This window comes from Falsiroseomonas stagni DSM 19981, from assembly GCF_900114315.1.
Lineage (GTDB): Bacteria > Pseudomonadota > Alphaproteobacteria > Acetobacterales > Acetobacteraceae > Falsiroseomonas > Falsiroseomonas stagni.
Genome location: NZ_FOSQ01000016.1, coordinates 79229 through 99111, shown reverse-complemented (window position 1 = coordinate 99111; position 19883 = coordinate 79229). Strand labels below are relative to the sequence as shown.

Here is a 19883-nt window from a genome sequence, read left to right as displayed (position 1 = left end):
GGCTGATGTCTGATGAAATTCTGACTCTGCCGGAAGTAGCGGGGTTCCTCAAAGTGGCGGACAAGACCGTCTATACGATGGCTCAACGGTCGGAAATTCCGGCATTTAAGGTAAGGGGGCAGTGGCGATTCAAGCGGGTTGATCTTGATCGCTGGATTGAGGCGCAGAAAGTGGCCCTCAACTCCTCCACGATCCAGAATGCCCCCAAGCCTTCCGAAGGGATGACGAGGGGTCGTGGGAGGCAGGATGATCACTGACTTTCACGCAAAATACCTTGCGCATGAGCTGACGAAGCGGTGCGCGCCCGATAGCTCGGAGCGCCTAGCAGGAGCAGTGGCCAGCGCCCAGGTCGATCTCAATCCCCACCAGGTCGATGCAGCGCTGTTTGCTTTTGCATCCCCGCTTTCAAAGGGAGCGTTGCTGGCCGACGAAGTTGGTCTTGGGAAAACGATTGAAGCCGGATTGGTCATTTCTCAGCGATGGGCCGAGCGAAAGCGTCGTATCCTGGTCATTGTGCCGTCAAATTTGCGCAAGCAGTGGCATCAAGAACTGAGTGAAAAATTTCTTCTCCCTTGCGTAATTTTGGAGTCGAAATCCTACAACCAGTCGATCCGAGATGGATTTCCCCAGCCTTTCGAATTCCAGAATGCTATCGTGATATGTTCATATCAGTTCGCGCGCTCTAAGGCGTCCGATGTACAACGGGTGCCGTGGGACCTTGTCGTGATCGACGAGGCTCATCGGCTCAGGAACGTCTACAAACCTTCGAACGTTATTGCCAACACACTCAAGAATGCGCTTGCTGAGAAGAACAAACTCCTCTTGACTGCGACGCCACTCCAAAATTCGTTGCTTGAACTGTACGGTCTTGTCAGTTTTATCGACGAGCACGCCTTTGGTGACGTGAAGAGTTTCCGAGAGCAGTTCGCAAATCCGGGCGATAAACGAAACTTCGAGGCGCTGAAGGAGCGTCTGAAGCCTATCTGCCACCGGACACTTCGGCGCCAAGTAACGGCATACATCCCCTATACGCGCCGCCTGCCTCTGGTCGAAGAGTTTACACCCGGGGACGGCGAAGATCGTCTCTATCAACTCGTTTCCGACTATCTGCAGCGTGACAATCTGCAGGCGCTGCCCGCGGGCCAGCGCGCGCTGATGACGCTGGTCCTTCGCAAGCTGCTGGCGTCATCGACGTTTGCGATCGCTGGCGCACTGAAATCGATCTCGAAGCGGCTGCAAGCGAAGCTCGACGCCCACCCGGTTGTAACGCCCTTGGAGGAGGAGCTCTCCGAGGATTTCGAGGCTCTCGATGCGACTGCCGATGAATGGCCCGAGGGTGCGGATGAAGAACCGCTGACCGATGCCGACCGGAAGGCAATCCAGGCCGAAATCGCAGATCTCGAATCCTTCGCGAAGCTGGCGACCTCAATTGAGCACAACGCCAAGGGCAAGGCCCTGCTGAAGGCCCTGGACGTCGCCTTCGCAAAAGCGCGCGAACTCGGCGGCGCCGAGAAGGCTATCATCTTTACGGAGTCACGGCGTACCCAGGAATATCTCCAAAGAACTCTCGCACATAGTCCTTATGCGAGCGGTCTCGTTCTGTTCAATGGATCAAACACAGATCCACTCTCGCGTGAAATCTACACACGTTGGATTGAACGACATGCCGGATCGGATCGTGTCACGGGATCGAGGACCGCAGATATGCGGTCTGCCCTCGTCGACTACTTCCGTGAGGAAGGTCAGATCATGATCGCGACCGAGGCGGGTGCAGAGGGCATCAACCTTCAATTCTGCTCGCTGGTCGTCAACTATGACTTGCCCTGGAATCCGCAACGGGTGGAACAGCGCATCGGACGGTGCCATCGATATGGCCAGAAGCACGACGTCGTCGTGGTGAACTTCATCAATCGCCAGAACGAAGCGGACCAGCGAGTCTATCAGCTTCTCTCAGAGAAGTTTCGCCTCTTTGAAGGGGTATTCGGCGCAAGCGACGAGATCTTGGGTACGATCGAGTCCGGTGTCGATTTCGAGAAGAGAATTGCCGGCATCTACCAGGAGTGCCGTCAACCCGAACAAATACGGGCAGCCTTCGACCAACTGCAGCTAGAGCTGAGTCTCGAAATCGATGCTGCGATGAGCCAGACGCGGCAAAAGCTCCTCGAAAAATTCGATGATGAGGTCCGGGAGAAGCTCCGCATCCGAGATGAGGACGCGAGGGTTTACCTCGATCGCTATGAGCAGTGGTTGATGCGCCTGACGCAGCACGAGCTGGATGGGGTGGCGACGTTCCACAACGGTTCGTCCTTCACCTTGCTCGCGCGACCTCAATGGGCGAACGGAGCCGCGATTCCGCCCGGCCTCTATGAGTTGCCGCGACGGACGGGTGAGGCACACACCTATCGTCTCAATCATCCCCTCGGTGAAGCCGTTGTCGCGCGCGCCAAGGCACGGGCGCTCAGCCCGGCAGAGGTCCGTTTCGACTACACCAATCATTCCGGCAAGATCAGTATCCTAGAGCCGCTAATTGGCAGGGCTGGCTGGCTTGCTGCATCCCTGATGACCGTCGAAGCTCTCGACGAGGCGGAGGACCACATCCTCCTGTCAGGAGTCACCGACGAGGGAGATTTGCTGACCCGCGAAGTCTGTGATCGCCTCCTGACAATTCATGGCACGCGCGTACACGAGGTCACTCCCGACCCTCGCGCCGTCACCCAGCTTGAGACGTCCTTGAACGAGAGCCGAGCGCTGATCAGGAGGGCCGTGTCGGAGCGAAACGCACGATTCTTCGAGGCCGAAGCCGATAAGCTCGATGGCTGGGCCGACGACCTAAAGGTTGGGCTGGAGCGAGAGATCAAGGAAATCGACAGGCTCATCAAGGAGGCTCGGCGTGCTGCCACGACCGCCCTGACTCTCGAAGAAAAGCTCGCTGGGCAGAAGCAGATCAAAACGCTGGAAGCGACGCGCAATCAAAAGCGGCGCTCGCTCTTCGACGCACAGGACCAGATTGACCGGCAGCGGGCGGGACTGATCGCTCAAATCGAGTCTAAGCTCGAACAGAAGGTCGACGTCGCGCCCCTCTTCACCATCCGCTGGAGAATTGGATGAGCTTGAACGATGCCCAGCGGGGGCTGTTGGAAACCGTTCTTCGTGCGGATTTCGTCGCACACTTGCCGACACTGCTCCAGCCGAAAGGCCACCAGCAAGATGAGGTGAAGAATCTATCGCGTGCGCTCGCTGCGTTCGCCGTATCCGCCCTATGCGATGTTTCGCCGAAGGAGGCCGCGGAGTCGGTTGTTGACGACTATGACGACTTCGGCGTCGATGCAATCTACTATCACGCGCCCAGCGAGACGCTCTACCTCGTACAAGGCAAGTTAAAATCTGGCGCGATGTTCAGCCAGGAAGAGGCAAACGCCTTTGTGCAGGGGATTCGAAAATTAATTGCCCAAGATTTCGCCGGATTTAACAATCACGTCCTTACCAGGCATATCGCAATTGAGGATGCGATCGAAAACTGCTCGCGTATCGAGGTAGTTGTTGTGCATGTCGGAGCAGGCCTAAGCCACCACGCAAATGTGGCGCTTCAGCAACTCCTCGATGATCCGTCGCACGGCGAGGAGCGATTCGCCCCGACCGTGATCAGTTTCGAATCTGCCAAGATTGTCGGTCAGCTACAACAGAGACAAGCTTACCCGAGAGTGGATGCGAATATAATACTTCAAGCGTCGGGATGTCGAAGTGATATTCGTAAAACCTACATCGGATTCATTGCTGTCTCCGATCTTGTCAAGCTGCACCAGATGCATGGCAAAGCGCTCTATGCAAAAAATATCAGACAGCATCTTGGCCTAAACACTGACGCGAACATCGCAATCCAAAGCACATTAGCAACAACGCCTGATCAATTCGAGCATCTTAACAATGGCGTGGCGATCCTGGCTGATAAAATTGATCCCAAAGATAGCCGAAAAGCCGGGAAGCGCCTTCGCCTGACTGGAATGTCGATCATTAACGGGGCGCAGACCGTCGCATCGTCTGCCGCCTTCGTGGCAGCTAATCCCAGCGCGTCAATATCAGCAGCCTTTGTCCACGCGACCGTTATCCAGGCGGACCACGATGCCGAGTTCAGCAAGCGTGTTACGAAAGCACGAAACCTTCAGAATCCCGTATCTGCGCAGAATTTTGCTGCACTCGACGACCAACAAGAGCGACTTCGACGTGAATTGGCGGTTCTGGGCTATCACTACGTCTATAAACCGGAAGGGGTCGACGGCACTGCTGACCCAAAGCGGATTCGGATCGAGGAAGCTGCTCAGGCCCTTGCGATTATCCAACCGGACCCGCGCTTCCCTGTCTATTTGAAGAAGGAGCCCGGCCAGCTTCTGTTGGTCGATAGTGCACCCTACAAAGCACTCTTTGCCATTGAACTCACCGCCTATCGGCTGGTGAATGCGGTTCTTTTTTCTCGATATCTCCACGGCCGTATGGTGAGGGAGGCTGCCGCAAAGGGGGCTGGCTACGAGAAACTGACCTACAAACACGGTAGTTTCGCTTTGGGGTTTGTTCTCGCGAAGCGCCTGGAAAGGGTCTTGAGCGGCGCGGCGATTATCAACCAGGCCAAACTGAACGCTCAATTCTCGGTACCGTTTGACGAGGCGCGTCAATGCCTCTGGGACGAGGTTTCCAGGCGAACGTCCTACAAGGGACCACTAGCTCTGCTGCGTACCCTTGGAGACGCAGTGCCAATCCTCCGGGACGCGATGATCACTCATTATGGGCTCGCGGCCGATCCGGCGATTGCGCCCCTTCAGGCCAAAATGGTCCCCACAGATCCGTACCCTCAAAAAGCTCTTTTTGACTATCTGTCGGCAAAGGCGCCGCAGATCGGAAATATCACATGATCAAGAAGCAAAAACTCGAACTAACCTGGGTGGGCAAGGAGAACCGGCCGCGGCTGGAGCCACGCATTCTGCTGGAGGATCCGAAAAATTCGTACCACGCCAGTCATCGAGTAAGCGACGACGATATTTTCGACAATAGGCTGATCTTCGGCGACAATTTGCTCGCGTTAAAGGCGCTAGAGCAGGAATTCGCGGGCAAGGTCAAGTGCGTGTTCATCGACCCGCCTTACAATACGGGTAGCGCGTTCGAGCACTATGACGACGGACTGGAGCACTCCATCTGGCTAGGCTTGATGCGCGATCGTCTTGAGATCATTCGAAGATTGTTGTCCGAAGAGGGTTCGCTATGGGTGACGCTGGATGACAACGAGGCTCATTATTTTAAGGTGATGTGTGACGAAATTTTCGGTCGCACCAATTTTGTGTCGTCATTTGCGTGGGAAAAAGATCAGGGCCGCCGCGGCGATACAGATGTTTCTTCTGCTCATGACCATGTTCTTCTCTATGCGAAGAAGCGGGAAATCTGGCGGAAAATCAGAAATCTTCTTCCTAGAAGCCTGGAGCAGGAAACGAGGTATCGCAATCCCGATAACGACCCAAGAGGGCGCTGGCTTCAGGGTGACAATGGCACCGCGAAGAGCGGTTCCGAGGGCGCGCGGTTTCCCATCACGCTCCCTTCCGGGCGCGTTGTGACGCCACCCAGTGGAAACTATTGGCGCTTTTCGAAGGAAAATTTCGAGGCTGCTCGCGCAGAAGGCCGAGTGCACTTTGGGAATAAAGGTGACAGCATGCCTGTCATTAAGCGCTATCTGACTGAAGTGCAGCAAGGTGTCGTGCCTCGGACCTGGTGGCCCGCGGTGGATGCGGGCACGAACCAAAGTGCAAAGAGAGACCACTTGCGCAAGTTGCTACCGGAAATTGAGCCATTCTCAACGCCGAAGCCAGAGCAACTTATTCAACTAATATTGCAAATCTCTACTGTTCCTGGGGATCTCGTCTTAGACTCCTTTGCTGGCTCCGGCACTACCGGCGCGGTGGCCCAAAAGATGGGCCGTCGTTGGATCATGGTGGAGCTGGAGGAGCATTGCCACACGCATATTATACCGCGCGTGAAGAAGGTAATCGACGGGGAAGACCGAGGCGGAGTGACCGAGGCGACCGGATGGCAAGGCGGCGGCGGCTTCCGCTTTTTCAAACTGGCGCCGTCGCTCCTCGAAAAGGACAAGTGGGGCCGCGAAGTTATCAGCAAGGCCTACAACGGCGAGATGCTGGCCGAGGCGCTTTGCAAGATCGAGGGCTTTACCTATGCCCCGAGCGACAGCGTGTATTGGCAGCATGGCTGCTCGACCGAGCGTGACTTCATCTATGTGACGACGCAGACGCTTTCGAAGGATCAGCTCGACGCCTTGAGCGAGGAGGTCGGCGAGGGACGCAGCTTGCTAGTGCTCTGCGCGGCATTCCGCGGCAATACGTCTGCTTGGTCCAACCTTACGGTGAAGAAGATCCCGAACCACATCCGCGAGCGTTGCGAGTGGGGCCATGACGACTACAGCCTCAATGTGGAGAACCTGCCCAAGGCACCGCCCGCCCCCAAGGTGGCCGACAAGGCGCATTCCCGATCCGCCTCCCTGCCGGGCCTGTTCGATCACGCGGGGGACGACCAATGAACCGGCACGTCAACGCCATCGCCGGTCGTCTCAGCCTCCGCGCTCCGCAGCGGCAATCCCTCGAGATTCTGGATCGTGTCACCGAACTGGTGTCGCCGCAAAAGGGCGCCGATCTGGAGGCGGCCCTTGCCGCGATTCGATCAGAGTTCCCGAGCGTCAAAGACTTCGAGCGTGACTTTCCTAGCCTGTGCTTCGCGCTCGCGACCGGCGTCGGCAAGACCCGTCTCATGGGCGCGTTCATCGCCTATCTGCACCTGGCGTACGGCTTGAACAACTTCTTCGTGCTTGCGCCGAACCTGACGATCTACAACAAACTGATCGCTGACTTTACCCCTAACACGCCGAAATACGTGCTGAAGGGTATCGCTGAATTCGCGATCTCGCCGCCCGTCATCACGACGGGCGACAATTTCGAGCGGCAAATCGCCAGCGGCGGTAATCTGTTTCCGGTCACCATCAACATCTTTAACATCTCCAAGATCAACTCCGAGGTCCGTGGCGGCCGCAGTCCGCGCATCCGCAGCTTTAAAGAGGAAATCGGGGACAGCTATTTCGACTACCTCGCGGCGCAGAAGGATCTCGTCCTGATCATGGATGAGTCACATCGCTACCGGGCGACGGCGGGCGTGCGTGCCATCAACGAGTTGAAGCCGGTCATAGGGCTGGAGCTCACGGCGACCCCGTTCGTCGAGACGACGCGCGGGCCATCGCCATTCCAGAACGTGATCTTTGACTACCCACTCAGCCGGGCCATGGCCGACGGCTTTGTGAAGGAGCCTGCGGTCGTTACCCGCGAGAACTTCGTCGCAACCGGCAAATCCCCCGAGCAGCTACAGCAGATCAAGCTGGAAGACGGCGTGCGTCTGCACGAGAGCGTCAAGGTAGAACTGGAAACCTACGCGCGGCAGGTCGGCGAGCGAATCGTCAAGCCCTTTGTGCTCGTGATCGCACGCGACATTACACACGCCGCGGAGTTGATGGCGCTGATCAAGTCCAGCGCCTTCTTCGAGGGGCGCTATGCGGACAAGGTCATCCAGGTCGACTCCAGCGTGAAGGAAGAGGAGACGATCGAGAAGCTTCTGAAGGTTGAGAGTGCTGACGAGCCAACTGAGATCGTCATCCACGTCAACATGCTGAAGGAAGGCTGGGACGTCACCAATCTCTATACGATCGTGCCGCTGCGCGCTGCCAATGCCCGCACGCTCATCGAGCAATCGATTGGGCGCGGCCTGCGGCTTCCCTACGGCCGGCGAACAGGGGTCACCGCGGTCGATCGCCTGAACATCGTCGCGCATGATCGCTTCCAGGAGATCGTCGACGAGGCGCGTAAGCCGGACTCGGCCATCCGCCTTCAGCAGGTCATCCTCCCGGCAGGGGAGTTGGAGCAGAAGACCGTCACGGTCGAGTCGCGACCTCAGCTCGAGGCAAAGCTCGGTCTCAGGTCAGATGCGCCGGCCAGCGGTTTATCCGGCTTCGAGGAAGCGCCGGCCGAGTTCACTCATGAGGAACAGCAAGTTGCTCGGATTGCTTATGACGTAATCCGGAAGATGGAGGCCGAGCCCTCGCGGTTGCCCAGCGTCGCGCATCTACAACAGCCCGACGTGCAGGCGGCGGTTCTACGCGAGGTGCAAAGCCAGTATCGGCCTGCGCAGCTAGAGCTGGATGGGATTGCCAAGCAACCCGATTTCACAGCCATCGTAGCCAAGACCGTCAACCTCGTCGTCCAGCAGACGATCGACATTCCCCGCATTCTCGTGACGCCGAAGGGTGAGGTTAAGTCCGGCTTCCATCACTTCACGCTCGACCTGGCGCGTATGCGCTACGAAGTTCCGAATGAAACGCTTTGGGCTGCGCATTTGCGGACGGGGCAAGTCGATCGTATCGGACTCGGCGCCGGCAATGTCGATGAGCAGCGATTGGAAGATTATGTCGTCAGCGGCCTGATCGACTTCGATGACGTGGCCTACGACGAGCATGCTGATCTGCTTTACGACCTGGCGTCCCAGGTGGCGAACCATCTGTTGGCGACCCATCCTGACGATGGGGTTCGCAAGATCTTGCGCCTCCACCAGAAGGAGATCGCCCGCTTCGTTCATGCACAGATGCAGAACCACTTCTGGCAGGACACTGAGGTCGAGTACGAGGTCGTTGTCACACGTGGTTTCACCGAGTTGCGAAAGAGCGCCTACACGGCGACGGCCGGAGAGGCTCCGCTCGATTTCCGGCAGGCCCCGGCGGACAAGGCCAACATGGCTCGATACCTGTTTGGCGGGTTCCAGAAGTGCCTGTATCCCACCCAGAAATTCCAGTCGGATGCTGAGCGGAAGCTCGCGGTCATTCTCGATCGCGAAGCGCAGAAGTGGTTCAAGCCAGCGCGGGGACAGTTTCAGCTCTTCTACCGCAGCGGAACCGACCTTCAGGAGTATCAGCCCGACTTTGTAGCCGAGACGGCTGACGGCATCCTGATGCTTGAACCCAAGGCCTCAAATCAGATGACTGGCCCGGAGGTGTTGGCAAAGCGCGATTCTGCGCTCGAATGGTGTCGGCACGCGAGCAGTCACGCAGCGACCTACGGCGGCAAGCAATGGCGATACGCCTTGATCCCTCACGATGCGATGGCGGAGAACATGACTCTGGTCGGTCTTCTGCAGCAATTCGGAGGGGCCAAGTGAGCATCCCCGACTATCAGTCCTTGATGCTCCCGGTCCTCGAGATCGGCGCGAGCGGCGAGTCGTCTGTTCCGCTAGCCTCCGACGCCATTGCCGTGCGCTTTGGGCTCACCAACGATGAACGCGAGCAGATGCTGCCCAGCGGGAAGCAGCGTGTGCTCCACAACCGGCTGCACTGGGCGAAGTTTTATCTGACCAAGGCAGGACTGCTCGAAAGCCCAAAGCGTGGCCGCTTCGTGATTACCGATGCGGGCCGAAGGGTGCTCGCCAGCCCGCCGACAGAGCTCAATACGAAATACCTTCTGGCAATCCCGGCCTTCCGCGACTTCTACCGCGGCGAGGAGGAGGCCGGTGCCGCCGATCCGGTCATGGAGGCGGAGCCGCCGGCCGCGACGCCCGAAGAGGTCGTTGACGCTGCCTATAAAGCCCTTCAGGCGGCACTGCGCGATGAGCTCCTGGGGCGGATCCTGCAGAATAGCCCGGCCTTCTTTGAGCAGCTGATCGTCGAACTTCTGGTGGCCATGGGCTACGGGGGATCACGTCTGAATGCCGCGGAGCAGCTCGGCAAGTCCGGTGACGGCGGGGTCGATGGCGTGATTAATGAGGACGTCCTCGGCCTGGATCGAGTCTATGTGCAGGCCAAGCGGCACGCGCCGGGAAGCACCATTGGCCGGCCGGAGATCCAAGCATTTACCGGCAGCCTCGTCGGCCTCGGCGCTTCGAAGGGGGTCTTTGTGACTACCTCCGCATTCTCGGCCCAGGCCATCGACTTCGTATCCAGGATCCCGCAGCGTGTGGTGCTGATCAACGGGAAGCGCTTGACCGAACTGATGGTCGAGCACGGTGTCGGGGTGCGAATCAGTCGAATCGTTGAGTTCAAGCGCCTCGACGAGGACTTTTTCTCGGAGGATGAGTGACCTACTGGCCGTAGCGGGTGTTCGCTCTCGAATTGCGGATTTCGGGCAAGTGGGGTTCGAACCACAGCCAATGCTGACCGCGCTGAAACCAGCCTTTTACCTGGGTTTTTGAGTTCCGTACCAAATCGGCCAAGTCAGGAGGTCCGGAGAGAAATGGCCTCCGGAGAGCGATTTTCGCCTGTCTCCGCGTCCGGCCAGTCAACAGGTCTGCCCCGAAAACCCCAGGAAACCTGCCACTCAGCGCGGCGCTCGGTCAGGCGGAGAGCACGGCTCGTATTGGAACTGGCGGACAGGGTGGGATTCGAACCCACGAGACGCTTTCGCGCCTACACACTTTCCAGGCGTGCGCCTTCGACCGCTCGGCCACCTGTCCTACGCGGCGGCGTTCTAGCCAGCCGCGGGCGGGGCGGCAACCCCGGGCGGGGGGAAATGCGACGCATCATTGACGCTCCCCGGGCAGCATAGGACGGTGCGGCCCAACCCGAGCGGGAGAAGCCCGATGCCGCGACCTGCCTCCCTGCCCATGATGCCACCGGCGCGCTGATGCCCCGGCTCGCCTTCTCCGACTATCTGGACGCCGTGCCGAAGGTGGAACTCCATCTCCACATCGCAGGCGCGATCCGGCCGGCGACGCTCGATGAACTGGCCTTCCAGAACGAGCTCCGCCTGCCCAGGCCGGCCGCGGATCTCTATCGGTTCGAGACCTTCTACGATTTCCTCGAAGTGCTGCGCCTGGCAGCGCTGGCCGTCGCCACGCCGCAGGATTTCGCGCGCGTCGCCTTCGAATGCATCGAGGACCTGCACCGCCACGGCAACACGCGCCATGCCGAGATCTTCTTCAACCCGCACTACGCGACGCCCACCGGCATCGGCTACCCGGAACTGGTCGATGGGCTGATCGAAGGGCTGGCCAAGGGGGAGCGCGCCTATGGCGTCTCCTCCCGCCTCATCGCCTGCATCGACCGCAGCGTCTGCCTGCCCTCCGAAGCGCTGCAGATGCTGGACTGGATGGCGCAGCACCCGAGGCCGGAGGTGGTGGGCATCGGCCTCGATGGGGCGGAGCGCGCGGGCCCGCCGCTGGTCTGGGTGGAGGCCTGGCGCCAGGCTGGCCGCGCGGGGTACCGCCGCACCGCCCATCTGTGCGAGGACAACCAGGCGCCGTTCGAGGCGCCGCCCGCGCATTTCACCCATTGCCGGGATGCGCTGGGCTGCGACCGGCTGGACCATGGCTACGGCATCCTGGCGGACCCGTTGGTGGTCGCCAGGGCGCGCGCGGAACAGGTGCCCTTCACCATGGCCTGCTGGTCCGGCATGCCCCACAACCGCGCGCCCCGCCGGCAGCGCATCAAGGCGATGCAGGAGGCCGGGCTGAAGCTGGTGCTGGGCACGGATGATCCCGCCATCTTCGGCACCACCATGGGCCATGGCTGGCGCACCGTCTTCGCCGACCTTGCCTGGGGCGTGCCGGAGGCGCGGGCTCTGTCCCTCGCCGGGGTGGAGGCCAGCTGGCTGCCGGAGGCGCGCAAGGCCGCGCTCCGGGCTTCCTTCACCGAGGCGCTGGACGCGCTGGAGCGCGACCTGGACCCGGAGGACCGCACGCTGGACCTCGCCATCACCCGCCGCTGAAACGCGAAGGGGCGGCCCCTTCGGACCGCCCCCCCTTTGTGACGCAACCTGACAGCCGCCGGCGCTGGCGAGAAGGCGGTGCCCGACTTCCCCACGCGCCCGCGGCAGCCTGACGAAAAATCAGTCGGCGAACTGGCCGGCGGCCTGGATCAGCGGGCGCCACTTGGCGATGTCCGCCTGCCAGAAGGCGCGGTGGGCTTCCGGCGTCGCGCGCTCGATCGCCACCGGCGCCGTGCCGAGTTCGCCGAAGCGGCGGGCGATGGTCTCGTCCCGCAGCGCGAAGACGAGGGCGCGGTTCAGCCGGTCCACGATCGGGCGCGGCGTGGTCCGCGGCGCATAGAGGCCGTGCCACACGCTGACGTCGAAGCCGGGCAGCCCGGCTTCCGCCGCGGTCGGCAACTCGGGCAGGGAGGCAACGCGGTTCGGTGTGGTCACGGCGAAGGCGCGGATGGTGTTGCCGCGGATCTGTTCCGTGGTGCTCGTGGTCTGGTCGCACATCAGGTCGACGGTGCCCGCCACCAGGTCGTTCATGGCGGGGCCGGTGCCACGATAGGGAACGGTCGTCATCGGCGCATTGATGGCGTGCATGAACAGCAGGCCGCAGAGATGGCTGGCCGCGCCGATGCCTGCATTGGCGTAGTTCAGCTTCTCCCGGTCCCGCTGGATCACCTGCACCAGTTCCTGCAGGTTGTTGGCGGGGAAGTTGCGGCGGGCGACGAGCGTCATCGGGACATCGGTCACCAGGCCGATGGTCTCGAACCCGTTGATCGGGTCATAGGGCACGCGGCGATAGAGCGTCGGGATCGTCGCCATGCCGATATGGTGCAGCAGGATGGTGTAGCCATCCGGACGCGCCTGCGCGACGCGCTGGGCGCCCAGCGTGCCGCCGGCACCACCGACATTCTCCACCACCACGGGCTGGCCGAGTTCGTTGCCCATGGTCTGGGCGATCAGCCGGCCCACCGTGTCCGTCGGGCCACCGGCCGCGAAGGGGATGATCATGGTGATGGGGCGGGTTGGGTAGGGTGCCTGCGCCAGGGCGGGGGCGGACAGCATCGTTGCCGCCGCAAGCCCCATCAGGGCGCGCTTGCCGAAACCGATCATTGCGGTGCGTCTCCTCGTGAACACAAGACTGGCCCGGGCCTGGGGCAGGGCTCGGAGCCTTGGCGATCCGTCTATGTCATCCATTCCCGGGGCGCCAGTTCCGTTTTCGTTGGCGGCGGGCCCCGAAGGTCGCATCCAACACGGGGGTTTGCCCGATGGCGGGCTTTTTCGATGGCACCCCTTGAATACGATATCATGGATGTAAGATTACCTGAAATCCATAAATAGGGAAGCATCCAATGATACGCCTGAACCGCCGCGCCATCCTGGGCGGCGCAGCCACCCTTGTTGCCGCGCCGCTGGCGCAGCCGGCGCTGGCGCAGCCCGGCCTGCCGGACCGGCCCATCCGCATCATCGTCCCCTACAACGCCGGCGGCATCACGGATGTCATCAGCCGCGGCGTCGCGGTGGGGCTCCAGGCCACGCTCGGGCAGCCGGTGGTGGTGGAGAATCGGCCAGGCGCCAATGGCACGGTCGGCACCCTGGCCGCCGCGCGGTCCACGCCGGATGGCACCACGATCACGATGGGCATCACCGACACCTTCGCGATCAACCGCTCCACCTTTCCGAACCTGCCCTACAGTGACGAAACGGATTTCGCGCCGATCTCCATGGTCACCCGCGTGCCCTTCGCGCTGATGATCGGCGCCCATCGGCGGGAGATCACGGACTATGCCAGCTTCGTCCGCGAAGCGCGGCGTGAGGCCGGGCGCCTGTCCCATGCCTCCTGGGGCGTCGGTTCCTCCTCCCACCTCGCCTTCGAATTCGTGGCCCGCGCGCAGGGGTTCGAGAAGCTGCACGTGCCCTTCGCCGCGCAGGCGCCGGGGATGCAGGCCGTGGCGGCGGGCCAGGTCGATTCCATGATGCTGCCGGTCGGCGGCGCGGAGAGCCTGGCGCGCGACAACCGCGCCCGGATCATCGCCCTGGCCCATCCGAACCGCATCGACCTGACGCCGGGCGTGCCGACCCTCGGCGAGCTGGGCGTGCCGCTGTCCACCGGCCTCTGGCTGGCGCTCTACGCGCCCGCGCGGACGCCGCCCGCCATCATCGCCCGGCTGAACGAGGCGCTGCGCACCGGCATGCGGCATGAGACGACGCAGGCGGTGTTCCGCCAGCAGGCCGGCGTGGCCGAGCCCTCGACGCCCGAGGAGCTCGCGACCTTCGTGCGGGCGGAGCGGGCGCAGTGGGCGCAGCTGGTGCGGGAGAAGAACATCCGCGTCGAGGCGTGACGGGAACCGGGGCGGCAGCCGCCGCCCCGGAAGCTTGCCTCAGGCGTCCATCTTGAGCGCGGCGATGAAGGCGCTCTGCGGGATTTCCACCTTGCCGAACTGGCGCATGCGCTTCTTGCCCTCCTTCTGCTTGTCGAGGAGCTTGCGCTTGCGGCTGATGTCGCCGCCGTAGCATTTGGCGGTCACGTCCTTCGACATGGCGCTGATGGTTTCACGCGCGATGACGCGGCCGCCGATCGCGGCCTGGATCGGAATCTTGAAGAGCTGGCGGGGGATCAGCTCCTTCAGCTTCTCGCAGATCTGCCGGCCGCGGCGGTCCGCCTGGCTGCGGTGGGCCATGAAGGACAGCGCGTCCACCGGTTCCGCATTCACCAGGATCGAGATCTTCACCAGGTCGCCGGCGACGTAGTCGTCCACCTGGTAGTCGAAGCTCGCATAGCCGCGGCTGATCGACTTCAGGCGGTCGTAGAAGTCGAACACCACCTCGTTCAGCGGCAGGCGATAGACCGCCATGGCGCGGGCGCCGACATAGGTCAGTTCCAGCTGCTGGCCGCGGCGTTCGCTGCACAGCGTCAGCACGGGGCCGAGATACTCGTCGGGCACCATGATCGTCGCCTTGATCCAGGGCTCCTCGATCTCATCGATCACGGAGGGATCGGGCATGTCGGCGGGGTTGTGCAATTCGCTCACCACGCCGTTGGTGCGGCGGATCTTGTAGACCACGCTCGGCGCCGTCGCGATCAGGTCGAGGTCGAATTCGCGGGACAGGCGCTCCTGCACGATCTCCAGGTGCAGCAGGCCGAGGAAGCCGCAGCGATACCCCATGCCGAGCGCCGCGCTGTGCTCGGCCTCGTAGTGGAAGCTGCTGTCGTTGAGGCGCAGCTTGCCCACGCTCTCCCGCAGCTTCTCGAAGTCATCGGCGTCCACGGGATACAGGCCGCACCAGACGACCGGCACGCTGGGCTTGAAGCCGGGCAGGGCTTCGGCGGCGGGGTTGCGGTCCTCGGTCAACGTGTCGCCGACATTGGTGTCGGCCACGGTTTTGATCGCGGCGGTGACGAAGCCCATCTCGCCGGGGCTCAGGTAGTCGACCGGCACCATCTTGGGCGTGAAGACGCCGACCTGTTCCACCGTATGGGTGGACCCGTTCGACATCATGCGGATCTTCATGCCCTTGCGGAGCACGCCATCCTTGATGCGCACCAGCACGACGACGCCGAGATAGGCGTCGTACCAGCTATCCACCAGCAGCGCCTTCAGCGGCCCTGCCGGGTTGCCCGTCGGGGCGGGCAGGCGGGTGACGATGGCTTCCAGCACGCCTTCGATGTTCACGCCGGTCTTGGCGCTGATCATCACGGCGTCCGACGCATCGATGCCGATCACATCCTCGATCTGCTGCTTCACCCGGTCGGGCTCGGCGGCGGGCAGGTCGATCTTGTTGAGGACCGGGACGATCTCGTGATGCGCGTCGATGGCCTGGTAGACATTGGCCAGCGTCTGCGCCTCCACGCCCTGGGAGGCATCGACCACCAGCAGCGACCCCTCGCAGGCCGCGAGCGACCGGCTGACCTCATAGGCGAAGTCCACGTGGCCGGGCGTGTCCATCAGGTTGAGCGTATAGGTCAGCCCGTCCTGCGCCTTGTAGGCCAGGCGGACGGTCTGCGCCTTGATGGTGATGCCGCGCTCCCGCTCCAGCTCCATGTTGTCGAGGAGCTGTTCCTTCATGTCCCGCAGCGCGACCGTGCCCGTGGTCTGGATCAGGCGGTCGGCGAGCGTGGATTTCCCATGGTCGATATGGGCGATGATGGAGAAGTTGCGGATGCGGTCGAGGGGTACGTCGGTCATGAGGGGCCTGCGGGTTTGAGGCTCACATAGGGGTTGTATGGCGCGGAGGAAAGCTTTGGCTTAACGCGCCAACAGCAAGGGGCGCAGCTTCAGCATCGCGATCGCCCCCAGCAGCGGCCCCGGGGCCAGCACGGCGAAGGCCCAGTCCCAGCCGAGCCACCCCACCGCGGCCGGCACCAGGAAGATGGTCAGCGCCGTCAGCAGGAAGCCGAGGCTGGTCTGCACCGTCAGCATGGTGCCCACATAGTCCGGGGGCGAGAGCGTCACGATGCAGGCGGAGAACTGCGCCGAATCCGCCACCACCGCGAAGCCCCAGACCAGCGCCAGGGCCAGCACCACCGCCGGCCCCAGCGCCGCGGCCGGCCCCGCCAGCAGGGCGCAACTGCCGGAGACGAGCATGCAGAGTGCCGCCACGCTGGCCCTGTTCCACCGATCCGCCAGCAGCCCCGCCGCCACGCAGCCCAGCGCGCCGGACGCCACCACCGCGAAGGTCCAGGGCCCCGCCTGGCCGCCCAGCACGCCCGCCAGGAACAGCCCCACCCAGGCCCACATGGCATAAAGTTCCCACATGTGGCCGAGATAGCCGAGATTCGCGAGCCGCAACCCCTTGTTCCGCCAAGCTTCCAGCGCCTGGGCGGGGCGGAAGGGCGGGCGGGTGCCCATGATCGGCCCGGGCGTGAAGGCCAGGATCAGCAGGCCGCCCGCCGCCGCCAGCACCCCCGCGCCCAGATACGCCGCCTGCCAGCCGAGCCCCGCCAGCAGGCTCGGCGCCAGGTGGGGCAGGGCGGAGCCCAGCGTGACGGCACCCACCAGCAGCCCGATCAGCAGGCCGAGGTCGCCTTTCGCCCAGCTCGCCGCCAGCTTCATGCCCACGGGATAGACCCCCGCCATGGCGGCCCCCGCCACGAATCGCAGCAGCAGCGCGGCGGTGCCGGAGGGCTCCACCTGCGTCTGCGCCAGGGTGGCGGCTGAGGCCAGCAGCGCGGAGCCCAGGAACAGGCGCCGCGGGTCCCGCCGGTCCGCCAGGGACAGCACGGCGGAGACCAGCGTGCCCGCCACGAAGCCCAGCTGCACCGCCATGGTCAGGGACCCGGCACGGCCAGGGGCGATCAGCCCCTCCGCGATCAGTCGCGGCACGGCGGCGGTGCCGGCGAACCAGACGGAAAGCACCAGCACCACCGCCAGGCACAGCACCGCCAGCTGCCACGTCTTGCCCATCATCCGCCTCCGCCCCTGCGCGCCAGGGTGGCGCAGAACCGCGGCGGCGTCAGGCCCGGGGAAGGGGCTTGCCATCGGCACGGCATAACTTTACCAATCGGTTTAATGACTGAGGGAGGCATGCGATGCCCGTCCAACCCTACCTGTTCTTCGAAGGCCAGTGCGAGGAAGCGCTGGGCTTCTACAAGGAAGCCCTGGGCGCGGAGGTCACTGCCCTGATGCGCTTCCGCGACAACCCGGACGGCCTGTACGGTCCACCAGGGTCGGAGGATAAAGTGATGCATGCCGAGATGCGGATCGGCGATGCCCGGGTCCTCGCCTCCGACGGCGGCTGCACGGAGGCGCCGGGCTTCACCGGCTTCGGCCTGGCGGTGACGCTGCCGGACGAGGCGACGGTGGACCGCCACTTCGCGGCGCTGGCCGAGGGTGGGGTGGTGCGGATGCCGCCCGGCCGCACCTTCTTCTCCCCCCGCTTCGGCGTGGTGGTGGACCGCTTCGGGGTGCAGTGGATGCTGATGGTGGCGGGCTGACCGCCCCTATTCGATCCGCGCGCCGCTGATCTGCACCATCTCCGCCCAGCGCGGCCGGTCCGCCAGGATGCGGGCGCGCACGGCGGCGGGCTCCACCGGGGGCAGGGAAAGCAGGCCGTTCTGGCGCAGCCGCTCCTCCAACCCCGGATGGGTGTTGGCGCGGCGGAACAATTCCACCGTGCGGGCCTGCAACTCCGGCGGCAGGCCGGCGGGGCCGGAGAGCACGTTCCAGGATTGCAGGTCGAGGTCGCCGATGCCGAGATCGGCGAACTCGCCCATCCCCGGGATGTCCGGCAGGAAGGGCACGCGGTCCCGCGACCCGACGGCCAGGGCGCGCAGCGTGCCGGCGGCGACATGGGGCAGCAAGGCAGGCATGAAGTCGAAGGCCATGTCGATGGTGCCGGCCAGGACGTCGTTCAGCGCCGGCGCGCCGCCGCGATAGGGCACCACGGTGATGTCGGCGCCTGCCCGGCGCGCGATGGTGGCGGTCAGCAGATGGGACGCCCCGCCGCTGCTCGCCGCCCCATTGGTCAGGCCGTTGCCGGGCCGCTTCGCCCATTCCACCAGGGCGCGGAAATCGGTCCATCCACGCTCCCGTGCCCGCCGTTCCTGCACCACGCAGAGCACCGTGCTGGTGACCACGCTGGTGATGGCCGTCACGTCCCGGTCCACGTCGAGCGGCATGCGCGGCATCATGGCGGGAAGCGAGGTGAACATGGTGATGCTGAAAAGGCCCGTGGTCAGCCCATCCGGCGGCGCCTTGGCGACCACGTCCATGGCCAGCAACCCGTTCGCGCCGCTGCGATTCTCGACCACCACGGCCTGGCCGGAGGTGGCCTGGATCGCCTCCCCGTAGAGGCGCGCGATGGTGTCGGATTGCCCGCCCGGCGGGTTCGGCACGATGAGGCGCAGGGGCCGCGTGGTGGATATCTGGCCGAGCGCCGGGGCGGCGAGGGGCAGGGCGGCGGTAGCGAGCAGCGTGCGGCGGAGGATCATGCGGAGAGGCTAGCAACCGCCGTCGCGTGGCCGGAAGGCCATGAATCATTCACGGCCCCGTCATCGGGCGTGGGGCTGCCTTCCGCGCGTGCAACGGTTCTAGAATGCGCCCACCACCACAGCAGGAAGCCGGGCCATGCCGAAAAAGGGCATCATCTCCGACAAGGTCTTCAAGGGCAGCCGACCCTTCCCCCACGCCACCATCGCGGGCGGGTTCATGTTCGTCTGCTTCACCGGCCGCGATCGCGACGGCCGCTTCGCCATCGGCGACGTCCGCGCCCAGACGCAGCAATGCATCGACAACATCCGCACGGTGATCGAGGAGGCCGGCGGCAGTCTGAAGGACGTGGTGAAGTGCACGGTCTATGTGACGGACCGCGCGAACTGGGAGCCGATGAACGAGGTCTACTTCGCCAATTTCGCGGAAGACGGGCCGCACCGCGTCTCCTGCATCGTTACGGGTCTTGGCTCCCCCGACTGCCTCGTGGAGATCGACGCGACGGCCTATCTCGGCGAGAAGGCAGGCTAGTTACATATCGTCGATATATCTTACTTGAGGCTGGCGACCGAACTTCGATATATCGAATATCAGATATATCGGAGTTCAATCGGAGAGCCCATGTTCCATCACTTCCTCCGTCATGAAGGCCGTCGCTTCGGCCATGGCTTCGGCCGCGAGGGCGGCCACGGCCCGAACCACCACCGCCGCGGCGGCTTCGGTGGCCGGATGTTCGGCCAGGGCGATCTGCGCCTGGTCATCCTCGCTTTGATCGCGGAGAAGCCGCGCCACGGCTACGAGATCATCAAGGCCATCGAGGAACGCCTGGCCGGCGCCTATTCGCCGAGCCCGGGCGTCATCTACCCCACCCTGACGCTGCTGGAGGAGATCGGCCAGGTCACCGCCACGACGGAGGGCAGCCGCAAGCTCTACACCGTGACGGAGGAGGGTGAGCAGGCGCTGGCCGAGAGCAGGGCAGTGGTGGACGCTATCCTCGCCCGGATGACCCATTCGGACGGCGGCGAAGGCGTGGCGGCGACGATGCAGATCCGCCGCGCGATGGAGAACCTGAAGCTCGCGCTGCGCATGCGGATGTCGCAGGGCCCGATCGATGCCGGGCACCGCCAGCGCATCGCGGACGCCATCGACGCCGCGGCCCGCGTGGTGGAGCAGGGGTGAG

The 19883-nt window shown here is 63.4% G+C and carries 15 protein-coding genes and 1 tRNA gene; 11 read left to right on the top strand and 5 right to left on the bottom strand.

Annotated elements, in window-relative coordinates; translation table 11 throughout:
- Positions 1 to 5 precede the first annotated feature (5 nt).
- The 6 genes from mads1 to BM041_RS26400 are packed head-to-tail and all read left to right on the top strand — an operon-like array spanning position 6 to position 10157.
- Positions 6 to 257, top strand: coding sequence for a methylation-associated defense system helix-turn-helix domain-containing protein MAD1 (gene mads1, locus BM041_RS32165; RefSeq protein WP_092962914.1), 252 nt, complete (start codon positions 6 to 8; stop codon positions 255 to 257).
- Positions 247 to 3108: an SNF2-related protein gene (locus BM041_RS26420; protein ID WP_092962913.1), complete on the top strand. Its 2862-nt coding sequence runs from the start codon at positions 247 to 249 to the stop codon at positions 3106 to 3108. The genes mads1 and BM041_RS26420 overlap by 11 nt, the downstream gene beginning before the upstream one ends.
- Positions 3105 to 4904, top strand: coding sequence for an AIPR family protein (locus tag BM041_RS26415; RefSeq protein ID WP_092962912.1), 1800 nt, complete (start codon positions 3105 to 3107; stop codon positions 4902 to 4904). Before BM041_RS26420 ends, BM041_RS26415 begins: the two co-directional genes overlap by 4 nt.
- The gene (locus tag BM041_RS26410) at positions 4901 to 6571 is read left to right on the top strand and encodes a site-specific DNA-methyltransferase (protein WP_245762279.1); all 1671 of its coding nucleotides are present in this window, start codon (positions 4901 to 4903) and stop codon (positions 6569 to 6571) included. Before BM041_RS26415 ends, BM041_RS26410 begins: the two co-directional genes overlap by 4 nt.
- Positions 6568 to 9243, top strand: a complete 2676-nt coding sequence (locus tag BM041_RS26405; RefSeq protein WP_092962911.1) for a DEAD/DEAH box helicase — start codon at positions 6568 to 6570, stop codon at positions 9241 to 9243. The genes BM041_RS26410 and BM041_RS26405 overlap by 4 nt, the downstream gene beginning before the upstream one ends.
- Positions 9240 to 10157, top strand: coding sequence for a restriction endonuclease (locus BM041_RS26400; protein ID WP_092962910.1), 918 nt, complete (start codon positions 9240 to 9242; stop codon positions 10155 to 10157). Before BM041_RS26405 ends, BM041_RS26400 begins: the two co-directional genes overlap by 4 nt.
- Positions 10158 to 10440: 283 nt before the next feature.
- Here the strand turns inward: BM041_RS26400 and BM041_RS26395 are convergent.
- Positions 10441 to 10530 (bottom strand) — tRNA-Ser (locus BM041_RS26395).
- A gap of 170 nt (positions 10531 to 10700) precedes the next feature.
- Between BM041_RS26395 and BM041_RS26390 the strand changes: the two genes are divergently transcribed.
- On the top strand, positions 10701 to 11783 hold the full coding sequence (locus BM041_RS26390; RefSeq protein WP_092962909.1) for an adenosine deaminase family protein: 1083 nt from the start codon (positions 10701 to 10703) through the stop codon (positions 11781 to 11783).
- A gap of 120 nt (positions 11784 to 11903) precedes the next feature.
- Here the strand turns inward: BM041_RS26390 and BM041_RS26385 are convergent, their stop codons facing one another.
- The gene (locus tag BM041_RS26385) at positions 11904 to 12887 is read right to left on the bottom strand and encodes a tripartite tricarboxylate transporter substrate-binding protein (protein WP_092962908.1); all 984 of its coding nucleotides are present in this window, start codon (positions 12885 to 12887) and stop codon (positions 11904 to 11906) included.
- Between the two features lie 239 nt (positions 12888 to 13126).
- Between BM041_RS26385 and BM041_RS26380 the strand changes: the two genes are divergently transcribed.
- On the top strand, positions 13127 to 14116 hold the full coding sequence (locus tag BM041_RS26380) for a Bug family tripartite tricarboxylate transporter substrate binding protein (RefSeq protein WP_092962907.1): 990 nt from the start codon (positions 13127 to 13129) through the stop codon (positions 14114 to 14116).
- Between the two features lie 39 nt (positions 14117 to 14155).
- Here BM041_RS26380 and lepA read toward each other — a convergent pair whose 3' ends face one another.
- Entirely contained in the window at positions 14156 to 15961 is a 1806-nt protein-coding gene (gene lepA, locus BM041_RS26375; protein ID WP_092962906.1) for a translation elongation factor 4, read from the bottom strand.
- A 60-nt stretch (positions 15962 to 16021) separates the two neighbouring features.
- The gene (locus BM041_RS26370; protein ID WP_092962905.1) at positions 16022 to 17182 is read right to left on the bottom strand and encodes an MFS transporter; all 1161 of its coding nucleotides are present in this window, start codon (positions 17180 to 17182) and stop codon (positions 16022 to 16024) included.
- Between the two features lie 122 nt (positions 17183 to 17304).
- Here BM041_RS26370 and BM041_RS26365 point away from each other — a divergent pair, with 122 nt between their 5' ends.
- Complete coding sequence (locus BM041_RS26365; RefSeq protein ID WP_092962904.1) at positions 17305 to 17709, top strand: VOC family protein; 405 nt, start codon at positions 17305 to 17307, stop codon at positions 17707 to 17709.
- A gap of 6 nt (positions 17710 to 17715) precedes the next feature.
- Here BM041_RS26365 and BM041_RS26360 read toward each other — a convergent pair whose 3' ends face one another.
- Positions 17716 to 18705: a Bug family tripartite tricarboxylate transporter substrate binding protein gene (locus BM041_RS26360; RefSeq protein ID WP_092962903.1), complete on the bottom strand. Its 990-nt coding sequence runs from the start codon at positions 18703 to 18705 to the stop codon at positions 17716 to 17718.
- A 136-nt stretch (positions 18706 to 18841) separates the two neighbouring features.
- Here BM041_RS26360 and BM041_RS26355 point away from each other — a divergent pair, with 136 nt between their 5' ends.
- Both BM041_RS26355 and BM041_RS26350 read left to right on the top strand, forming a co-directional pair.
- On the top strand, positions 18842 to 19234 hold the full coding sequence (locus tag BM041_RS26355; protein ID WP_092962902.1) for a RidA family protein: 393 nt from the start codon (positions 18842 to 18844) through the stop codon (positions 19232 to 19234).
- A 90-nt stretch (positions 19235 to 19324) separates the two neighbouring features.
- Positions 19325 to 19882 (top strand): PadR family transcriptional regulator, encoded by a 558-nt coding sequence (locus BM041_RS26350; RefSeq protein ID WP_092962901.1) that lies wholly within the window; start codon positions 19325 to 19327, stop codon positions 19880 to 19882.
- The last annotated feature ends 1 nt before the right edge of the window (position 19883 follow it).